The 19,445-nt window shown below is 60.5% G+C and carries 11 protein-coding genes; 1 reads left to right on the forward strand and 10 read right to left on the reverse strand.

The window, feature by feature from the left end:
• Window positions 1-54 precede the first annotated feature (54 nt).
• Together AR456_RS04040 and nhaD are read right to left on the reverse strand one after the other, a co-directional pair.
• Window positions 55-513 carry a type 2 periplasmic-binding domain-containing protein gene (locus AR456_RS04040; protein WP_021820075.1) on the reverse strand — a complete coding sequence of 153 codons (459 nt, stop codon included), beginning with the start codon at window positions 511-513 and terminating at the stop codon, window positions 55-57.
• A 321-nt stretch (window positions 514-834) separates the two neighbouring features.
• Entirely contained in the window at window positions 835-2,235 is a 1,401-nt protein-coding gene (nhaD, locus tag AR456_RS04045; protein ID WP_417935333.1) for a sodium:proton antiporter NhaD, read from the reverse strand.
• Window positions 2,236-2,581: 346 nt separating this feature from the next.
• On the opposite strand from nhaD, the gene AR456_RS04050 reads away from it, so the two are divergent.
• Window positions 2,582-3,292, forward strand: coding sequence for a DUF3581 family protein (locus AR456_RS04050; RefSeq protein ID WP_021820077.1), 711 nt, complete (start codon window positions 2,582-2,584; stop codon window positions 3,290-3,292).
• 145 nt (window positions 3,293-3,437) lie between these two features.
• Here the strand turns inward: AR456_RS04050 and chrA are convergent, their stop codons facing one another.
• The 8 genes from chrA to AR456_RS04090 form a co-directional block, all read right to left on the reverse strand.
• A complete protein-coding gene (chrA, locus tag AR456_RS04055; protein WP_021820078.1) occupies window positions 3,438-4,628 on the reverse strand; it encodes a chromate efflux transporter in 1,191 nt (396 codons plus the stop codon).
• 149 nt (window positions 4,629-4,777) lie between these two features.
• Entirely contained in the window at window positions 4,778-6,847 is a 2,070-nt protein-coding gene (recD, locus tag AR456_RS04060) for an exodeoxyribonuclease V subunit alpha (protein WP_021820079.1), read from the reverse strand.
• Complete coding sequence (gene recB / locus AR456_RS04065) at window positions 6,844-10,710, reverse strand: exodeoxyribonuclease V subunit beta (protein WP_021820080.1); 3,867 nt, start codon at window positions 10,708-10,710, stop codon at window positions 6,844-6,846. The genes recD and recB overlap by 4 nt, the downstream gene beginning before the upstream one ends.
• Complete coding sequence (gene recC / locus AR456_RS04070; protein WP_021820081.1) at window positions 10,707-14,342, reverse strand: exodeoxyribonuclease V subunit gamma; 3,636 nt, start codon at window positions 14,340-14,342, stop codon at window positions 10,707-10,709. The genes recB and recC overlap by 4 nt, the downstream gene beginning before the upstream one ends.
• Before the next feature lie 89 nt (window positions 14,343-14,431).
• On the reverse strand, window positions 14,432-14,968 hold the full coding sequence (locus tag AR456_RS21720) for a methylated-DNA--[protein]-cysteine S-methyltransferase (RefSeq protein ID WP_269465164.1): 537 nt from the start codon (window positions 14,966-14,968) through the stop codon (window positions 14,432-14,434).
• The gene (locus tag AR456_RS04080) at window positions 14,943-16,352 is read right to left on the reverse strand and encodes a DNA-3-methyladenine glycosylase 2 family protein (RefSeq protein WP_021820083.1); all 1,410 of its coding nucleotides are present in this window, start codon (window positions 16,350-16,352) and stop codon (window positions 14,943-14,945) included. The genes AR456_RS21720 and AR456_RS04080 overlap by 26 nt, the downstream gene beginning before the upstream one ends.
• Window positions 16,353-16,535: 183 nt before the next feature.
• Window positions 16,536-18,059 (reverse strand): malonate--CoA ligase, encoded by a 1,524-nt coding sequence (locus AR456_RS04085; RefSeq protein ID WP_021820085.1) that lies wholly within the window; start codon window positions 18,057-18,059, stop codon window positions 16,536-16,538.
• Window positions 18,056-19,411: a malonyl-CoA decarboxylase gene (locus AR456_RS04090; protein ID WP_021820086.1), complete on the reverse strand. Its 1,356-nt coding sequence runs from the start codon at window positions 19,409-19,411 to the stop codon at window positions 18,056-18,058. The genes AR456_RS04085 and AR456_RS04090 overlap by 4 nt, the downstream gene beginning before the upstream one ends.
• Between the last annotated feature and the right edge of the window lie 34 nt (window positions 19,412-19,445).

The raw sequence follows: 19,445 nt of genomic DNA on the forward strand, positions 1-19,445 counted from the left end.
AGGGCCGGCGAAGAGCCCATCAGGCAAACTAACCCCAGGCAGCGTCCACCGAGCCTATTCCATGGTGATAACTTGGACGCGTTCATCCAGATACTCCCTTGCGATGTAGCCTATGGAGCCCGCAGTGGAGGCAACCTCCACAAGCATCTGCTGTTGAGTACGTACCCGGTGTGGTGCTTGCCCCGTGCCCGAAAACACCATTCGATCCCAGGCCAGTTGCAACTGGTGAGGGTATACAGAGAGCCACTCCTTTACGAAGGTGGCATGTATTGAATTGTCGTTGGGCAACACAAACACCTGAGCCGATTGGCCATCGGGCCAGGCCCGTTGGCGCATGGCAAAGATGGCACGCAACGAGTCACGATCCATGTGACGGACAGTAACGTCGGGGTGGGCGATAACCACGATGTCTTGAGCACCAGGCTCCTGAGCAGAAGCAGGCTCATGACCTGACCAGCCCAGCACGGAGACCAGACATAACGATAGAAGGACCCTCGCGGCCAGATGGCGCATCAACAAACAACCTCCGATAGGCTGAAGAGATGATGACAACCTGGCTCAATATAGGCGGTTTGCGGCGTTGAAATGCTCATGTTGGCACCTGTCTCCACCTGACCCGGTGAGTCTCCTGTTACGCACCTGGAGGGGCCCTGCACAAAGTGCTCCCTCGTTCATTTCAAGTGAATGCTGCACAGAGGCTCAAGCCTTCCTCGAACATGCTGTTCGAATACAAGCTTATCCTAAGGTAATGCTTTTGTGGGAAATGAGCAGCAAGAATGATCAACGATGCCAGTGACAGCATGAGCTGTCACTGGCAATTCAGGGGGATGTTGGTCAGGGAGTGACGAAACTGGCCTGGTTGATCCATAGATGGGTGGCAACACTGGCTGCGTAGCCCACCGCAATGATGGGTGCCCAACGCAGGTGACCGAAGAAGGTGTAGTAGCCGCGAGCCTGGCCCATGAGGGCAACTCCGGCAGCGGAGCCGATTGACAGTAGGCTACCGCCTACGCCAGCAGTCAGAGTGATCAGTAGCCAGTGACCATGGGACATCTCAGGCTCCATGGTCAGTACAGCAAACATCACGGGAATGTTGTCGACTACTGCGGAGATGAGACCCAGGGCGATATTGGCCCAGGTAGCATCCCACTGTGTGTACATGATGTCGGACAGCAGCCCCAGATAGCCCATGAAGCCGAGTCCGCCGACACACATCACTACGCCGTAGAAGAACAACAAGGTATCCCACTCGGCGCGCGCGACGCGATTGAAGACATCGAAGGGCACCACGCTGCCCAATTGTTCGAGGCGTTTCCAATCACCGCGCTGTGTGTAATGGGTGCGTTTGCGGTCGAGTGAGCGCGGCAGGCTGCGGCGCAGGTAGAAGCCGAAGAACTGTAGATAGCCCAGGCCCGTCATCATGCCCAGCACCGGCGGCAAGTGCAGCAGGCTGTGGCAGGCTACGGCAGTCGCCACCGTCAACAGGAACAACAGAATGATACGGCGTGCACCACGCTTGAGGTCGACGTTGTCTTCCTGGCTGTCAGGGACGCGATTACGAATGGCCAGGCTCATGACCACTGCCGGTACCAGGAAGTTGACCACTGCAGGTATCAGCAGGCTGAAGAATTCCTGGAAGTGAATCAGTCCTGCCTGCCAGACCATCAATGTGGTGATATCGCCGAACGGGCTGAACGCACCGCCGGCATTGGCGGCCACGACAATATTGATACAGGCGAGGTTGATGAAGCGCTTGTCACCCTCGGCGACCTTGGTGATGACCGCACACATCAGCAGTGCAGTGGTCAGGTTGTCGGCAATCGGCGAGATGCAGAACGCCAACACCCCAGTTATCCAGAACAGGGTGCGGTAGCTGAAGCCCTTGCGTACCATCCATGAGCGAAGGGCATCAAAGACACGGCGTTCCTCCATGGCATTGATGTAGGTCATGGCCACCAACAGGAACAGCATCAGCTCCGAGAATTCCAGCAGGGTGGCATGAAAGGCATGTTCAGCGTCATCGGGGAGGCCCGATTGCACGTATACCCAGCCGATCAGTCCCCAGATGATCCCTGCCGCGACCAGCACGGGTTTGGACTTGCGCATATGCAGCTTTTCTTCCGCCATGACCAGTGCATAGGCCAGCACGAAGATGGCAAGAGCGAAAAATCCGACACTGGAACCTGTAAGGTCGAGCTCACCGGTGACAGCATGAATATTGCTACTTGCCAGCATGCTGGTGAGAGCAATGATCAGCAGCACTGGCCAGCGTCGCTGAAGCTGGCCGTGGGGCGTCGTATTGTTGATTGTCAGCATGACGTCCGAATCCTGAAACAGTGAATGAGAAAGGTTTGAAATCGAGCTCGAGACTATCACAGCGTTTTGCGCTGCAATATGCTGTAAAAGGCGCAAGAGATACCGCCTTTGGTAGGGGACGCATGACTGGAAAACTGTGGTTGGGGTGGGTAATTTGTCCTTGTCATGAAGCCGGTCTGCTCAAGGAGCGCTTTTCTGTGGCATTATTTGTTCCCGGGGTTGCCCAGAGGCTCCCTCGTCATTGATCCAGCAAGGCGGTTGCTACATGTTTCTTGATGAATTTCATACCTGTGTCGATGACCGTGTGGTGGTTTCTGCCGACCAGGCCAGCCGCTTCGCCAAGAGCATTGCGGGTGATTTCAATCCGATTCATACCCCGGGGGCACGGCGCTTCTGTGTGCCGGGCGATCTTCTGTTCGCTTTGACGCTCGCTCGTTTCGGTCTCTCCCAACATATGAGTTTCAGGTTTCTCGCCATGGTGGGGGCCGATCGTCCACTAACCTTCGCTGAGCACGAGGATGGTGTGGTACGGGTGCACGACGATGATGGGAAGTGTTATCTGGAAGTCGAGCGCAGGGGAGATATCACTCATGATGTTTCAGTTGTGGAAGGTTTTACGCGCTGTTATGTGGCCTTTTCCGGCAAGAATTTCCCTCACTATCTCAAGCCGCTGATGCAGCAGCAGGGCGTGATGTTCAATCCACGCCGTCCGCTGGTGATCTATGACAGTATGGGCTTCTCTCTGGATCGTCTGGATGCTGTTGCCCCGAGCCTGGTGCTTTCTGACTCGCAGTTGACGGTGATCGGCAAGCGAGGTGATGTGGCGCTGGAATTTGCCATCGCGGCGGATGATCAGCCAATCGGTGTCGGAGCCAAGAAGCTGGTTGTCAGCGGTCTCTGTACCTATGACGATGAGGCGATGGAAGATATCGTCAGCGAATTCTACCGTCTGCGCGCAGAGCACACTGAAGCCTGATGTTCAGCCGGCGATATTCGCCAGGCCGTGTTTGTCAGCCCGTGTTTGCCAGCCCGTGCTGCGGGTCCTGACTATTCAGGTTCCCAGTATTCGGACTTTGTTTATTCAGTGCTGTCCAGAGATGTCTACGCCTGGTCATTCGGCGTTAAAACAGGCCTCGAAGGAGGCCGATGGAGATGCCTGCCAATACAATAAGCCAGGCAGGCTGGCGCCAGACGACCACAATCACGAAGCCTGCCACGACCAGCGCGAAGTCCTCTGCTGAGCTCACTGCCGAGCGCCATACCGGGTCATGGAAGGCTACTGCGAGTAGTCCGACAACCGTGGCGTTGGCTCCCCGCATGGCCGCTTGTAGAGCGCGCATATGGCGTAGTCGTTGCCAGTGAGGCAGTAGGCCTACGACCAGCAAGGCACCGGGAAGGAAAATCGCCACCAGCATCAGCAGTGCGGTCGCTATGCCTCCACCTTCGGCCACCATGCCCAGCCAGGCGGCGAAGGTGAACAGGGGACCGGGCACCGCCTGAGCTGCCCCATACCCCGCGAGAAAATCCTGTTCCGACACCCAACCTGGCGCCACCATCGCGGTTTCCAGCAAGGGTAGAACGACATGCCCGCCTCCGAATACCAACGCGCCACTGCGATAGGTGGCATCCGTTAGCCCCAACCAATTGGCGCTCCAGGCCTGGTGCAGTAGGGGGAGGCCGACCAGTAGAGCTACGAAGGCCACCAGCGCAATCAGTGAAGTGCGACGCGAGATCTGTATGTCGAAGGAATGACGGTCCTGTTGCTCTGCGTCCGACTGACACAGCAGTACACCGGCGAGGGCGCCAACGGTGATGGCCACCAGGTGCCCTACCGCACCACCAATCAGTACAACAAGCATGACCGCTACGGCGGCGAGTGATGCCCGTCGGGCATCGGGACACAGATTACGTGCCATGCCCAGCAATGCCTGAGCCACGATCACCACTGCGACCAGTTTCAATGCATCGGTCAGCGAGGTGACCAGAGGTCCTTCCAGACTGGAAGCGCCTGCAGCGACCACCATCAGCAGTAGTGCCGAGGGTAGGGTAAAGGCAAGCCAGGCCGCAAAAGCGCCGCTTAGTCCGCCACGTATCAAGCCAATCGCCAGGCCTACCTGGCTACTCGCTGGCCCTGGCAGAAACTGACAAAGCGCGACCAATTCGGCGTAGCTGGCATCGTCCAGCCACTGGCGACGAATGACAAAGGCATGCCGAAAGTAACCGAGATGGGCTACCGGGCCACCAAAGGATGTCAGTCCCAGTCCCAGAAAGGTCAGGAATATCTCGGTGATTGGTGTCCGGGTGCTATGCATCTGATCCTCTCGGTGACACGCAACGTGTGTGCCACATCCTGGTGGCTTGTCATGACATTGGCATGTCACATGCCGCCATGTGTACCGTCGTGTCCTGAACACCGAAGCCTGCTCGCTGGCCCATACCATCGATGGTGTTGTAGCGGCCGTTACTGTGGCGTCTGTAGCCCGCTGATCCGCATGACTCGCTGCATCACTGCCTGGTCCAGGACTCTAGCGGGCCCGGTCTCCACCAGACTCAACCAGCGCCTGGCGCGGGTAATACCGGTGTAGATCAATTCGCGGGTCAGAATGGGGCTGGAGGCCTCGGGCAGGATCAGCGCGGTATGATCGAACTCCGATCCCTGAGACTTGTGGACGGTCATCGCGAAGACCGTTTCCACATCGCGCAGCCGAGCGGGCAGTACCCAACGGATACGATCACTACCATCGCCAGCAGCAAAGGCGACTCGCAGAGTCGTCTGGTGTGGGTTCTCGGGATGTGGGCGGGCAAGGGTGATACCGATATCACCGTTCATCAGGCCGAGGCCGTAGTCATTGCGCGTGACCAGCACCGGTCTGCCGGCAAACCAGCGATCTCCGTCGATGTCGGCGAGCCACTGAGGCAGCCAACCGCTGCTTGCCAGGGCGCGGGTGATACGCTGGTTCAAACCCTCGATCCCCCAACGGCCACGGCGCAGTGCACACAGCACCTGAAAGCTGCCGTGAGCGTCAAGAACGGCTCTCGCCCAGCTATCCCACTGTTCATCTTCGGCGTGGTGAGCGGGGCGTTGGTCATTCATGACTCCCAGATAGTGGCTGTAGCCACGGGCGCCGCTTGTGGGGAAGGCGCTTGCCAGGCCCTCTACCGCGAGACGCTCAAGGCGTTGGTCGTCGGCATCCAGACGCTGGCTGGAGAGATCTCCATAGCCATGACCAAGCACCTTGCGGGTTGCGTCCGGGTCGCCGGAATTGATCGCACTGGCCAGTTGGCCGATGCCACTGTTGGCGTCGAAGCGGTGGCTGACACGCAACATTGTCACCGCCTGGTCGAGCGCGTTACCGGTATCATCGATGCAGCAATCCGGCAGGTCCTGCCCACTGGCCTCGGCCAGCCAGCGACGCGTGGCTTCCCGGTAATGACCACCCTCGGCTCGCTGGCATAGATCGCCGAGTACCGATCCTGCTTCCACCGAGGCCAACTGATCCTTGTCGCCCAACAGCACCAGGCGTGCTTCGCTCGGTAGCGCCTCCAGCATTGCTGCCATCAGCTCGACATCAACCATCGACGCCTCATCGACCACCAGTACATCAAGCGGCAACGGATTATTGGCGTTGTGGCGCAGGCGTCGTGTATCTGGCCGAGAGCCCAATAAACGATGCAGGGTAACGACCTGGCTGGGGATGGCCTCGCGCAATGTTTGCGGGTCCTGGTCGAGGCTGTTGAGGTCGAGGCGCTCAAGTTGCGCGGCAATCGACGCATTGAGGCGCGCTGCAGCCTTGCCGGTGGGAGCGGCGAGGCGAATTCGCAATGCACGGCCGGAGGTGTCCAGGGCTTGACTCTGCAGCAGTGCCAATAGTTTGACCACGGTGGTGGTCTTGCCGGTGCCAGGTCCGCCGGTGATCACCGCAAACGCGGACCTGGCGGCCAGCGCGCAGGCCAGGCGTTGCCAATCGAGGTCTGCGCCGGCGGGGAACAGGCTGTCGATTATTGGACGCAAAGAGGCTGCCGGTAGTGGCTCGGCCTGCAGGCGAATGCCGATGTAATGGCGAATGCTTTGCTCATGCTGCCAGTAGCGGCGCAGATAGAGTCGTGTATCGGCACCGTTGCCTACCGCTACCAATGGCGATTCACCGTCGCCACTCTGCACCAGTTCGGGGTGATGGAGTGCCGCGGACCAGTGCTCGCCACTCAAACCGTCGAGGACCATGCTGGGTAACGGCGGTGGGTCTTCTCGATCATCACCTTCTGGGGGGAGAGACAGTGCGAGATCGGGTGCGGCCAGGGTCTGCCCCAATGCCAGGCAAAGATGGCCTCGACCGAGCTGATGGCTGGCGAGGGCGGCGGCCAGCAACAACAATGCAGATGCATCCGGACATTCACGGCTGAGGAACTCGGTGAAGGCGCGGTCGATGGCGCGTAGCCAGCCGCGCTCGACCCAGCGCGTCAGTAGCGTCATCAACGCTTCGCGGTCGTCAAGCACTCTCTGGAGATCGACGGAGGACAGGCGTTGACTCATGACAGGGCTCCGTCAGGGCGAGTGGCTCCACGAAACAGAGCATCCAGTGCATTGATGAAGTTCTCGCTCGGGCATTCGGCATGTACGCCTCGGCTGTCTGAGGTGGTGCCGCGCAGGAAGACGTAGACGGCGCCACCGAGATGCTGCGAGGGGCTGTAGTCGGCCATGCGTGACTTGAGCAGTCGATGCACTGCCAGCAGGTAGAGGGCGTACTGCACGTCATAGCGCTTGGCCAACACCGCTTCGCGCATTCGCTTGACGCTGTAGTCCTGGTCGTGATCTCCCAGATGATTGGACTTCCAGTCGAGAACGTAGAAACGTCCCGAATGCTCGACCACCAGATCGATGAAGCCCTTGAGCATGCCGTTGAGCGTATCCGGTTCGAGGCGGGGCCTTGCATGGCCGGGCAGCAGATGCTGACACACCAGGTCATCCAGCCGCCGCACATCCACGCTGTGGCTGGCTAGCCAGAATTCAAGCTCCACCTGATAGTGATGCGCTTCGAGTTGCCCAAGACACATCTGGTTAGCGTCCGGCAGTGGCAGCTCGGTAGTCAGCAGCTCGTCCAGCCACTGACGCAACGAAGGTTGCCAGGCGTCCCAGCCACGCAGCCGGGTACGTCTCGCCAGCATGTCGTCAAGTTCCGAGGAACTGGCCGTCATAGCGAATCCGTGCTCTCCAGCCCACTCCAGCAGACCATGCAGAAAGGTACCGGCGGCTGGACCGCGAGGAAAGCGGTGCAGCGTGCCGGGGCTCCGAGGCTCTGGCTGGGTGGCGATATCCACCGGTTCACTGGCCAGCTCTCGGGTATTGGCCTCCTGGGGCGTGGTGGGTTCATTGCCTGGCTGCACCAGCCTCATGTCGGCGTCATCAGCAACGACGAGGGGAGCGGTTTCTGTACTCTCGGCATCGAGCAGCAACTGCTGTTGCGAAGCGAGAGAAGGTTGGCGCAGTGTGCCCAGCTGCAATGCTGAGTAACTGGCGATCCACCAATGTTCCCGAGCGGAACGCAATGGGACTCTTGCCGCGTGCAATTCCGCTGCCGCGGGACGGGTGTCGATACGGATGTCGGTAACGACAGGCAGGGGCTGCACGTCGATACCGGATTCCTCGCTGGCCAGTCGCTCCAATGCCCTGGTCAGTTGATCCGGGGCCAGTTCCGCGCCTCCCGCCAGTAGATAGCCGATGGCGCTGTGCTCGAGCTCCTTGAGCGGCGCCAATCCCATCCAGGTGGCATGCCGGGCGCGAGTCATGGCCACATAGAGCTTGCGCAGATCCTCGGCGAGACGCTCTGTCTCCGCGTGGGCGATGATCTCGTCATCGACACTCAGTGCCAACTGACGGCGGGTACCATCGTGCCACCACAGTGGCACATCACTGGCCTGGGTACGACGATGACTGGCGATGAAGGGCAGAAACACCAGCGGGTACTCGAGTCCCTTGGACTTGTGGATGGTGACCACCTGCACCAGGTCGGCATCGCTTTCCAGACGCAGGCGATGGCTATCATCGCCGGACGCTTCGTTGTGACGAGCCTCGGCGATATGGCGAATCAGTGCATGCTCGCCATCCAGTTCCAGGCTGACCTTCTGCAGCAGTTCGCCGAGATGCAGCAGGTCCGTCAGTTGTCGTTCCCCGTCGTTGTCATCCGCCAGCAGGCGTGCGGGAACATCGAAGTCGTTCATCAGGCGGTGCAACATGGGCAGCACGCCCTGACGTCGCCAGCGTTGGCGGTAATCACGGAACTGCAATACGCGGCTTTCCCAGGCCAGTTCGTCCTGGTCCGGGCCACCGGCCAGCCGGTCGAGGTCGGCCAGACTCAGGCCGAGGCTCGGGGAGGCCAGTGCCGAACGTAGTGCGCTGCCATCATCCGGGTGGCTGACAGCACGCAGCCAGCGCTCGATTTCCAGGGCCGCAGGGCTGGCGAATACACCATCCTTGTCCGATAGATAGACACTTCGAACACCGCGCCGCGCCAGTGCCTGGCGGATGGCGCGGGCTTCTCCGGCATTGTTGACCAGTACTGCGAGATCTCCCGGACGGAGTGGGCGAAAGTGGTCGTCAAGTTGTTGCAGGCCGCTGAACCCGGCGTCACCCCGCTCGGCGGCCTGCAACAGCTCGACCATATGGCTGGCGCAGGCCACGGCCATGCGTTCGCGATACTGCCCCTTGCTCAGCACTGTCTCGCTGTCATGGTGCCAGATGGTCAATGCCGGTAGCGCATGATGTTGCTGGTCGGAGCCACGTTGTGTGAGCACTTCATCGCGACCACGCGCGCCGACTTCGATGAAGGGGATAGGATTGTCATCCGCACTTTTGCCATCCACGCTATCGCTGTTGACGCCACGAAACAGAAAGGCGCCGCGTGGATAGCTTTCCGCTTGCAGGAAACAGCGATTGACCGCCGTTACCATGCCACGGCTGGAACGGAAATTGGTGGTCAAGGTGGCGTGGCGGCCAGCGGTGTCGCGTCTCGCCTGCAGATAGGTATGAATATCGGCACCGCGGAAGGCATAGATGGCCTGCTTGGGGTCGCCGATCAATAGCAGGCTGCAACGTTCGTCGTCACCAATGTCATCAGCACTTTCTGCTTCACCGAGCCGATAGACCTGCTGAAAGATGCGGTACTGGGTCGGGTCGGTATCCTGAAACTCATCGACCATGGCGACCGGGAACTGTCGGCGAATGCGTGTTGCGAGGCGGTCTTCGCTATCGCCATTCAAGGCGTGATCGAGATGGGTGAGTAGGTCATCCGGACCGATCTCGGCACGCTTGAGCTGGGCCTGATGGCGCCGCTGGGCCATCCAGTGCACTGCATGTCGTACCAGGCCAGGCCAGGCACGGGGCAGTGCCTGCAGTTGTGCGGGCAGGGCTTCGAGGGCATGCAGCGCCGGGTGATCCAGTGGCTCGCCACTTTTCCAGATTTCCGCCATGCCCGAGGGGCTGAGTCGCGCCCAGGCGGCGTCACTGAGGGTAGGGTGCTCCAGTTGCGGGTCGTTGGCCCAGCTGCGTAATGCGTCGAGCCAGTTGGTGCGATTGCGAGCGTTGAGTTTCTGGCCCGCAAAGGCCTTGCGGCCTGCGGCTTCCTCCAGAGCTTCGCTGAGTTCCTCGACCCACTGTGGCCAGCCGGCCTTGATGTCGCTGAGGGCACGACAGCGCTCACGCTCGACCTCTGCCAACGTCTCCTGCGGTGGAGGGGCATCGCCCAGCGCTTCAGCGTGGGCAAGAAACCTGCTCAGGGCCTGGTGGAGCTCTTCCGGGGTTCGCCAGTGTTGGGTGATCTGCTCCAGACTCTCGATGTCCAGTGGATAGAGGAAGGTTCGCCAGTAATCCCTGGCCACTTCCATTTCCAGTTCACTCTGATCGGTCTCGAGCGCCAGTGAGAACAGACTGCCGCTGTCAAAGGCATGTTCACCGAGCATGCGATGACACCAGGCGTGGATCGTCGAGATCGCCGCTTCATCCATCCACTCGGCGGCCAGTTGCAGTCGGCGACCACAGGCTGGCCATTGGTCCTCGGGCCATTGGGTACGCAGGCGTACCAGCGGGTTGTTCTCATCGCCTGGTTCGGCGAGCAGGAATAGTTCGGCGGCTTCCACAAGGCGTGCCCGGATGCGATCGCGCAGCTCCATGGTCGCCGCGTTGGTGAAGGTCACCACGAGAATTTCCGGCGGCGTCAACGGGCGCGGAAAGGCCGCCTTGTCATTGGCGTCGCGGGGACCGAGCACCAGCCGTACATAAAGTAGGGCGAGGGTGAAGGTCTTGCCGGTGCCGGCACTGGCTTCGATCAGGCGATGGCCATCCAGTTCGAGACTCAACGGATCCAGCGCAATGACGGGGAGCGTTGCTGATGCGTCAGTCATGAGCGGCTGTCCCCCGAGCGTGATGACTTGTCAGGAGTACCGGATTGTAGATGGCGACTGAGAGCGCCGTAGAACAGCTCGGCCAGCTCAGCGAAGTGCAGGCCCTGGGTATGGAGCAGCGCCTGGGGGTCTGGCCACTGGCGTTGGAGGTACAGATTGCGCTGGTATTCGCCGGGCTGGAAGGCGCTGCCGATCAGGGTACGGAGCACTTCATTGATGGCCTTCTCGTCGCTTGCTTCAAACTGGCCGGACAGCCAGCGCTGCATGGCCGCCGGTGTCCCCCCGCGGCGTAGCCAGCCGAAGGCGCTGTCGCGGGCCAGTGGTAATGGCTGACTCAAGGCAAGGCGATAACACTCGGCAATATTGTCGAGTAACTCACGGGCCTCGGCCTCGGGCATCGGCAGCAGACTGCCGTTGCCGGTGCGTGACAACAGCCGTGTAGTGGTCGGTCCTATACACAGCTGAGCCACCAGGTGAGTCAGCCAGGGGCGTAGCCAATGTTTCCAGTTGTAGCGGCTCTGGCGCACCAGGCTGGAGGTGCTCAACACCACTCGGCAGTGCTCACCGTTGTCGTTTTCGCGCAGTTCATCGATAGCATCCTCGATGACCAGTCCAGACAGTTCCAGGCTGAAGGGTGTCGGCGATTGATGAGCATGAGGCCAGGCGCTGAGTGTTTCCTCGTAGAGAGTAAACAACTCATCCATCGGCTCACTCAAGTCACGTCGCATACGTTCGGCGAAGCCGCCCAGCGCCAGACGACCTTCCGACATCAGGCGATCGAGGGTAGCAGCCAGCGCTGGTTGACGAGCTTGGCCCGCATCGATGGCACGGCGTTGAGCGTCGATCAACGCATCCTGAAGTTGCCAGTGCTCCAGGCCGTCAAGGGCAAAGGGCTCATGGTCCTGGCGACCGCTGTCGGGTAGTTGCAACTGAACGCCGAGGCGTTGCTGAAAGAAAGCCGCGACAGGATCTTCCAGCACTCGTGACAGGGTTGCCAACGGCAGTGGGGCGGCGGGCTGCCATTCTCCACCCGGCAACTCATCCGCTGGCAGCTCATCCTGCGGCTGTTCATCATGAAAGTGTGTTTCGGGCTCATCATGCACCCGGCGCCATTCGTGAGCGTAACTGAATAGCCGAGGGTTGCCCGAAAAGTAGCGTGGACTGAAGGCGGTCAGCGGGTGTTCAACAGTCAACTGTGCCAACAGTGCTTCGCCACTGCGAGTATCGTGGCCCTCTGTGCCGACGGGGTGCCAGCCGTGTGCGAGGTGATCGCGTAGCTGGCCGACCAATACCGATGGCGGCCTTTCACTGTTGTCGTGAATGCTGCGTCCGACCCAACTGATTGCCAGGCGTTCGCGTGCCGACAGCAGGGCCTCGAGAAACAGGTAGCGGTCATCCTCGCGGCGCGAGCGGTCGCCTGGGCGATAGTCATGACCCATGAGGTCGAAATCCTGAGGCACGTGAGTGCGCGGATAGTCGCCGTCATTCATGCCCAGCAACCAGACATGGCGGAAGGGAATCGCTCGCATCGGCATCAGGGTGGCGATGTTTACCGCTCCGGCAAGGAAACGCTGTGACAGGTTGCGCTGATCGAGCGCGGCTAACCACTGTTCACGCACCACTGTCAGCGGAATGGCTTCATCGAAGCCTGCTTCCTGTGCGGCTTCCTGCCATTCCTCCAGCGCCTGGTCGAGGCGCCCGAGCAAGGCGCTATCGGCGTCATCCACGGCTACCAGGCAGTCATCGAGCAGGGCCCTGAGTCTTTGACACCACTGACTGACATCGGTTGGTTCGCTGAGCTGGTGCCAGTGATGCTCCAGGGTCTCCACCAGTTGTACCAGTGGGCCAGCAAGCGCTGCGTCGAGGCCGCCGATATCCTCATAGGGAGCAATATCGTGCCAACCAGAAGTGCTGTTGCCCACGGCATAACCCAGCAATATCCGCTTGAGGCCGAAGGACCAGGTGTTCTGTTCCAGACCGCCAGGCAGGTCGAGGCTGGCACGTTGGCCAGCATCCAGGCCCCAGCGAATGCCGGCACCCGCCACCCAGCGTTCGATCATCGGCAGATCCAACTCGTCGATTCCGAAACGTTGACGAATCCCCGGTACTTCGAGCAGGTCCATCAGATTACTGACCGATAACCTGAGTTCGGGAAGCCGCATCAGGATTTCCACGGCAATGGCCAGTGGCTGTCGGTGGCGGCTCTGCTGATCAGAAACCGTAAACGGGATATAGCGTGGATCGTCAGGTTCGAGGCGACCGAAAACCGCAGTCACTGCGGCGGCGTAGGTGTCGACATCCGGGACCATCACCAGAATATCGCGAGGCTTCAGGCTTGGGTCTGTACTGTATGCATCCAGCAACTGATCGTGGAGAATCTCGACTTCGCGCAGCGGGCCATGAGCCATATGGAAGGTCAGTGACTGGTCGTCAACGGCAACGCCAGGCCATTGCTCGCGTGTTTCCGCAAGTGGCCGCAGGGCGCGAATGTCGTCCTGTAGCTGATGAAGTAACCGCTGTTGGCCGTCGGCATTGGCATGTGGCTCGAACAGGTCGATGCGCAGTGCCTCACGCTCGAATATCTCGGCATAGCGCTGGTGTTCGTCGAACTCGTCGAGCAGTCGCAGGTAGTCGCGGCCCTGTTTGCCCCAGGCGGCGAGTAGCGGGTGAGCGTGGAGATGCATCTCGCTGTCGTCGAGGTTCAGAGGCATCCCCGGACGCTGCTGCTGGCGGCGGCGTGCCGCGCGCAGCAGGTCGCGGTGTTCGATGATATCCGCCCAATAGAACTCGCAGGGATTATGCACAAACAGCACTACCTGGCTGAGGCGCGAGATGGCCGCGAGTGCTTCCAGAGTCTGGTTGGGGAGTGAGGAAATGCCGAAGACCACGACTCGACGAGGGAGCGCCGCCGGTCGTTGCTCTGGCGTCAGCGACCGACAGGCTTCAACAAAGCGTTGATGAACACCGGAGCGGCTTGAGGCAATCCCGGCGTCACCGATGTCGTCACGTAGCGCTCGCCACAATATGGCTTGCCAGCGCTGATCGTCGTCCAGCGGTCGGGCGTTGCCGCGTGCATCGATCAAGACGTCATCGTGTTCGGACCAGGCCTCCAGCCAATCGCCGCGGTAGACCTGGTACTGGTCGAAAAGGTCGGCCAGTCGCTCCGCCAACTGATGCCGCTTGCGTTGGTCTGTATCGTCCTCGAGAAAACGGCGTAACGGGGCAAAGGCAGTGTCCTGCAGCAGTGGCGGCAATAACCGCATCAGACGCCAGGTCAGGCGCGACTTGTCGAAGGGCGAGGTCGGGGGCACTGAGCCTGGACCGTCCAGTTCGGTGAGCAGCGTGCGGTAGGCCTGCCACAGAAAGCGCGCCGGGAGCGTGACATCGAGGGCTGCGGCAATACCGCAACCACCGTCCTCAGGGTCGGCGGCCAGCGCCAGCTTGAGCCACTGGCTGATGCCGTTGCTCTGTACCAGCAGCACTTCATTCTCCAGAGGAGAAAGTGGATGGCGGCTCAGCCATTCAATCGCCAGTTCGCGTAGAGATTCAAGGCGATTGCCATGGACCACCATGAACCCCGGGGTCAGGGGATTCGTCGTGGGGCTATCAGTGGTGGGGGGTGCCTGCACCATGCTCGATCCTTGCGGTCAGCTTGCTGTCTGCATGGTGCCGCAAAGCGTCGCGGCGTGGAAGGTAAAGCCGCGAGCTCGTCAGGCCCACGTCAGCCCGGCTGCAACTCCAGTGGCACCTCCTGGGCCTCGAAGGCCAGCAGCCATTGTTTGCGGCCAATACCACCGGCATAGCCGGTCAAACTGCCGTCGCTGCCGATCACGCGGTGGCAGGGAACAATGACGGCTATCGGGTTGCGACCATTGGCGGAGCCGATGGCACGTTGTGCGCCCTTGCGCCCGAGTGACTCGGCAAGCTCGCTGTAGCTGCGCGTCTCTCCGTAGGGAATGCGGGTCAGAGCCTGCCATACCTGACGCTGGAAGTCGGTGCCTGACGCATCCAATGCCAGTTCGAAGTCGTGGCGTTGCCCTGCGAAATACTCTTGCAACTGAGCATGACAAGCCTCGGTCTGGGCATTGGGGCGGTGCGGGATCTGGCTGGCCTGCTCTTCATTCATGAAATCGAGTCGAGCGATGCCGCGAGATGTTGCGCCGATCACCAGCGTACCAAGTGCTTCGTGCGCAGGAGGGCGAAAGCATTGCAGGCCTTCAAGCGTCAGCCAGTCATTGCGTTTCATGCGGTCTTTCATCTTCAAGACTCCACAGTTGCATCAGAAGATAGCTGCGCCATGGGGCGGCCTGTTCGGCATCCAGATCGGGCCATTGTTTCAGGGCACGGCGCAGTCCAGCATCGCCCGTCAGCCATACGTCGGGGTTGGAATCGCCACGTAGACGAGCATAGTCACGTGTCCAGGGGCCGATGCCGCTGACGTTCAGAAAGTCATGGTTACCCTCCAGGCTGGCTCTGGCAACATCGATCAAGGTCTGACGACGCCTACCCGGCATACCGAGAAAGGTCAGGTCACTGCCGGCTATCGCCTCGGCACCGGGGAAGTGTCGGCCGTTGGCCGGCGCTGGTTGCCCCAACGCATTGACCAACTGCTGAGTGAGACGCCGCGCAGCGATAAGGCTGACCTGTTGGCCGAGAACCGCACGAATCATGGCTTCAAAGGGAGACCAGGTACCCGGCAGGCGAAGTCCGTTCAGTAACGGCAAGTGAGTTTGGTTGGTAGCCAGGTGCTGCTCGATGAGCTCGCAATCGGCATCCAGATCCAGTATGCGGCGGATATTGGCGACCACCGGCGCCAGCTGACGCAGATCATCCAGTGCCAGTTCGACACGAAAGGCGTGCCGCTGTGGCTGGTGATGGGCGGTGAAGTGTCCGCTGGTCCCGGCCCACAGGAAGTGTCGGCCAACGGCGTTTTCCTCGACCCATTCCAATCCCGCTATGGCGCGTTTGCGCATGAAGTTCCGGTAGGTCTGCCAGGCGTAGGGCGGACGATAGCTCAAGGTCAGTTGCATCGACTGCTGGGTATCCTTGTTATCGGCATGTTGTCGCCGAATATCTCTGGGGGCGAGACCAATGCGTTGCCGGAAGGTGTCATTGAAGCGTCGTACGCTGGAAAAGCCGCTGGCAAAGGCGATCTGAGTGATGGGCAGGCGCGTCTGGTGCAACAGCTGTTTGGCGAACAGGCACTGACGGTGCAGCGCGTAGGCCTTGGGCGATACGCCGAAGCGACGCTGAAACAGGCCACGTAGGTGACGCTCTCCGATGCCCAGCCGGTCGGCAAGTTGTGTCATGTTGCCCGTGCTCAGCGCGCCTTCGTCAATCAGGCGGAGTGCTCGTCTCAGGGTCGTGTCGGTGCCTTGCCAGGCGGGGGAGCCTGGCGCACTGTCGGGGCGGCAGCGCAGACAGGGGCGAAAGCCTGCCGAGGCCGCTTCCAGCGCACTGGCGTAGTAACGCACATTCCGCTCATGTGGCGCTGGCGCAGGACAGATGGGACGGCAGTAGATGCCGGTGGTCACCACAGCGACGAAGAATCTGCCGTCGAACCTGGCGTCGCGTGCCATGCGCGCCACACGGCAATGCTCGGGATCGAGGCTCGGGGGCATGGCAGGCGTGGTGATGGGCATGGCCGATTCCGTATCCGCTGTGAATCCTGTCGATTACATGCAGTGTATCCTGAGCAGAGTGAAAAACTGGCCGGAAACGGAACTGGATAGTCAGTGGCAGGAGCAAATGGTGATGGGCTACGAAAGATGCACTACCGGGCGCCCTGAGTATGCTGCTCGAGAAGCCCGGTAGCGAGAGTGGTGTTACTGATATGTCGTCTGGAACTGCTGGCGAAGCTGATTCTTCTGCACCTTGCCCATGGTATTGCGCGGCAGGCTGTCGACGAAGAACACGCGCTTGGGCTGTTTGTATTTGGCCAGCTTGTCCTTGAGTGCGGTGATGATGGCTTCTTCCTCGAGTACTGCACCCTGGTGAGGGACGACGACGGCGGTGACGCCTTCGCCGAAATCCGGGTGAGGCAGGCCGATAACCGCAGATTCCACCACGCCGTCCAGTTCGTCGATATGGCTTTCCACTTCCTTGGGGTAGACGTTGTAACCGCCAGAAATCACCAGGTCCTTGTCACGCCCGACGATCTGCACATAACCCCGGTCGTCGATCAGGGCGAGGTCGCCGGTGATGAAGAAACCATCATCGAGAAGTTCTTCACGCGTCTTCTCGGGCATTCGCCAGTAGCCCTTGAACACGTTGGGTCCGCGTACCTCAAGCATGCCGATCTCGCCCTGAGCCAGAGGAGTATGATCGTCGCTATCTCGCGAGGTGATACGCACTTCGACGCCCGGCAGCGGCATGCCCACGGTGCCTGCTATGCGATCTCCTGCATAGGGATTCGAGGTGTTCATATTGGTCTCGGTCATGCCATAGCGTTCGAGAATGGCATGACCCGTTGCGGCCTCGAAAGCTTGATGGGTTTCGGCGGTCAGTGGTGCGGAACCCGATGTGAACAGGCGCATGTTGGCACAGGCCTCGCGTGTCAAGCGAGGGTCCTTCAGCAGTCGGGTATAGAAAGTCGGCACACCCATCATCGTGGTGCCTTCAGCGAGCTCCTCGAAGATCTCATCGGCGTCGAAGCGTGATAGAAAGCGCATGCTGGCGCCGGCCATCAGGATCACATTGCAGGCCACGAACAGACCGTGAGTGTGGAAGATCGGCAGAGCATGAATCAGTCGGTCCTGCTCGGTGAAACGCCAGGCTTCCTGGAGGGTGGCAGCATTGGACCCCAGATTATGGTGGGTGAGCATGGCTCCCTTGGAACGCCCGGTGGTGCCTGAGGTATAGAGAATCGCGGCGAGATCGTCACCATCGCGCTGGAGCACTTCGGTGACTGGGGTTGTCTGGGCGGCGGTTTCCATCAGGCTGCCATCGGCGGTGGTACCGAGGCTGGCGACGCGAATATCACCGCAATCGGCTGCGACCGCACGGGCTGCTTCGACAGCCGCAGGGCGGCAGACGAACAGCGCAGGTTCTGCATCACCGAGGAAGTAACGTATCTCTTCACTGGTGTAGCCGGTGTTGAGCGGCAGATAGACACCACCGACCTTGAGGCAGGCCAGATACAACAGGATGGCCTCGGGGCTCTTGTCGACCTGTACGGCGACACGGTCCCCGGGCTGGACGCCCATCTCGCGGAGGGCTCCAGCAAGCTGTGCGCTGGTGGTCAGGGCATCGGCATGGCTGTAGTGGCGGCCTTCGCGGGTGGTGATGAAAGGGGCATTCCCGCGTTCAGCCATGCGCTCGGCAAAGGTAGCGAAGAGGTTGTGATTCATGTGACAGGATCTCCCTTGAGAAACTTGCGTGCTCGGCGCCTCAGGTCGCGCACGGCAGACGAGCACACCACCTTGCCGTCGGTGGTATATCGCTCATGATTGCGTTCAATATCGTCGGGAACATACAGATAGTTGACCATCAGCCCGAGGCCGTTGCCGAGCCCCTTGGCAGAGGTGTCACCCAGCCAGTTGACGCGATGTAGTTCGGCGCCGTTGCCGAGGTGGAAACGTGCTACGGCATTGAGCGGCAGACCACGGTCGTTGCGTATCCGGGAAAGGTAATGCGCGGCGAGTGGACGGATGTAGTCGCCGAGCGATCCCGTCGTTTCGCTATTGGTATGCCAGTCCGATTGGTCGAGGGCCGCCAGGCCGGCGATCGTCTCATCATCAAGCAGGCTGTCATCCTGGCGTCGCTGTTGGTCCAACCAACTGCGAAAACCGGGAACCGGCGATAGGGTGACGAAGTTCTTCAGGCCCGGCAGTTCCTTCTTGAGTTCCTGGACGACCTGTTTGATCAGAAAGTTGCCGAAGGAGATGCCGCGCAGGCCTGTCTGGCAGTTGCTGATACCGAAAAAGGCGGCACTGTCGGCGTCTTCAGCATCGATGGCCTGGTGGTTGGCATCGAGGATCGGCTGAATGCGCTCGGGCATGCCGCGTGTCAGAGCCACCTCGACAAAGATCAGTGGCTCATCGCCGATAGCGGGGTGAAAGAAGGCGAAGCAGCGTCGATCACGAGCATCGAGACGGCGGCGCAGGTCGTTCCAATCGCATATCTCATGGACCGCTTCATAACGGATGACCTTTTCGAGAATCGCCGCTGGAGTATTCCAGTCGATACGCTTGAGGACCAGAAAGCCGCGATTGAACCAGGAAGTGAAAAGGTGAGAGAAGTCGGCATCCAGTGCTGCCAACTCCGGCATTTCGGAGAGTCGAGAAAGCAGATCCTCACGCATGCGCACCAGTGCGTAGGTTCCACCGGCCGTGAGGTTGAGGCGTCTCAGAAGCTCCTGTCGCTCTGGTTCACAGGCCTCGAACAGCAGTTGCAACTCGTTGTTGCCGCGCGATTCGTGATAGGCCCGCCAGGCGTCGTCGATGCGTTCGGGGTCGGCGGCAAAGTCGGCGGTCAGACACTGGAAGAACAGGGACTTCTGTTCCTCATCCAGGCTTTGGTAGCCGGCCAGTGAACGACCCGCCAGCGCGATGCTCGAGGCTTCGCCGTCGCTCTCGAGCACCTGGCGACAGGCGTCGATCACCTGCTCATGGTGCACGGGGCGACCATCACTGCGTCGCCAGGGAAGCGCATCGCGCTGGGTGATGCTGCTGAATAGCTCCTGGAGAAAACTGATATTCACTAGCGCGTTACTCCTGTGCTGGCGAAAGCACGTT

The organism is Halomonas huangheensis (assembly GCF_001431725.1).
GTDB classification, from domain to species: Bacteria; Pseudomonadota; Gammaproteobacteria; order Pseudomonadales; family Halomonadaceae; genus Halomonas; species Halomonas huangheensis.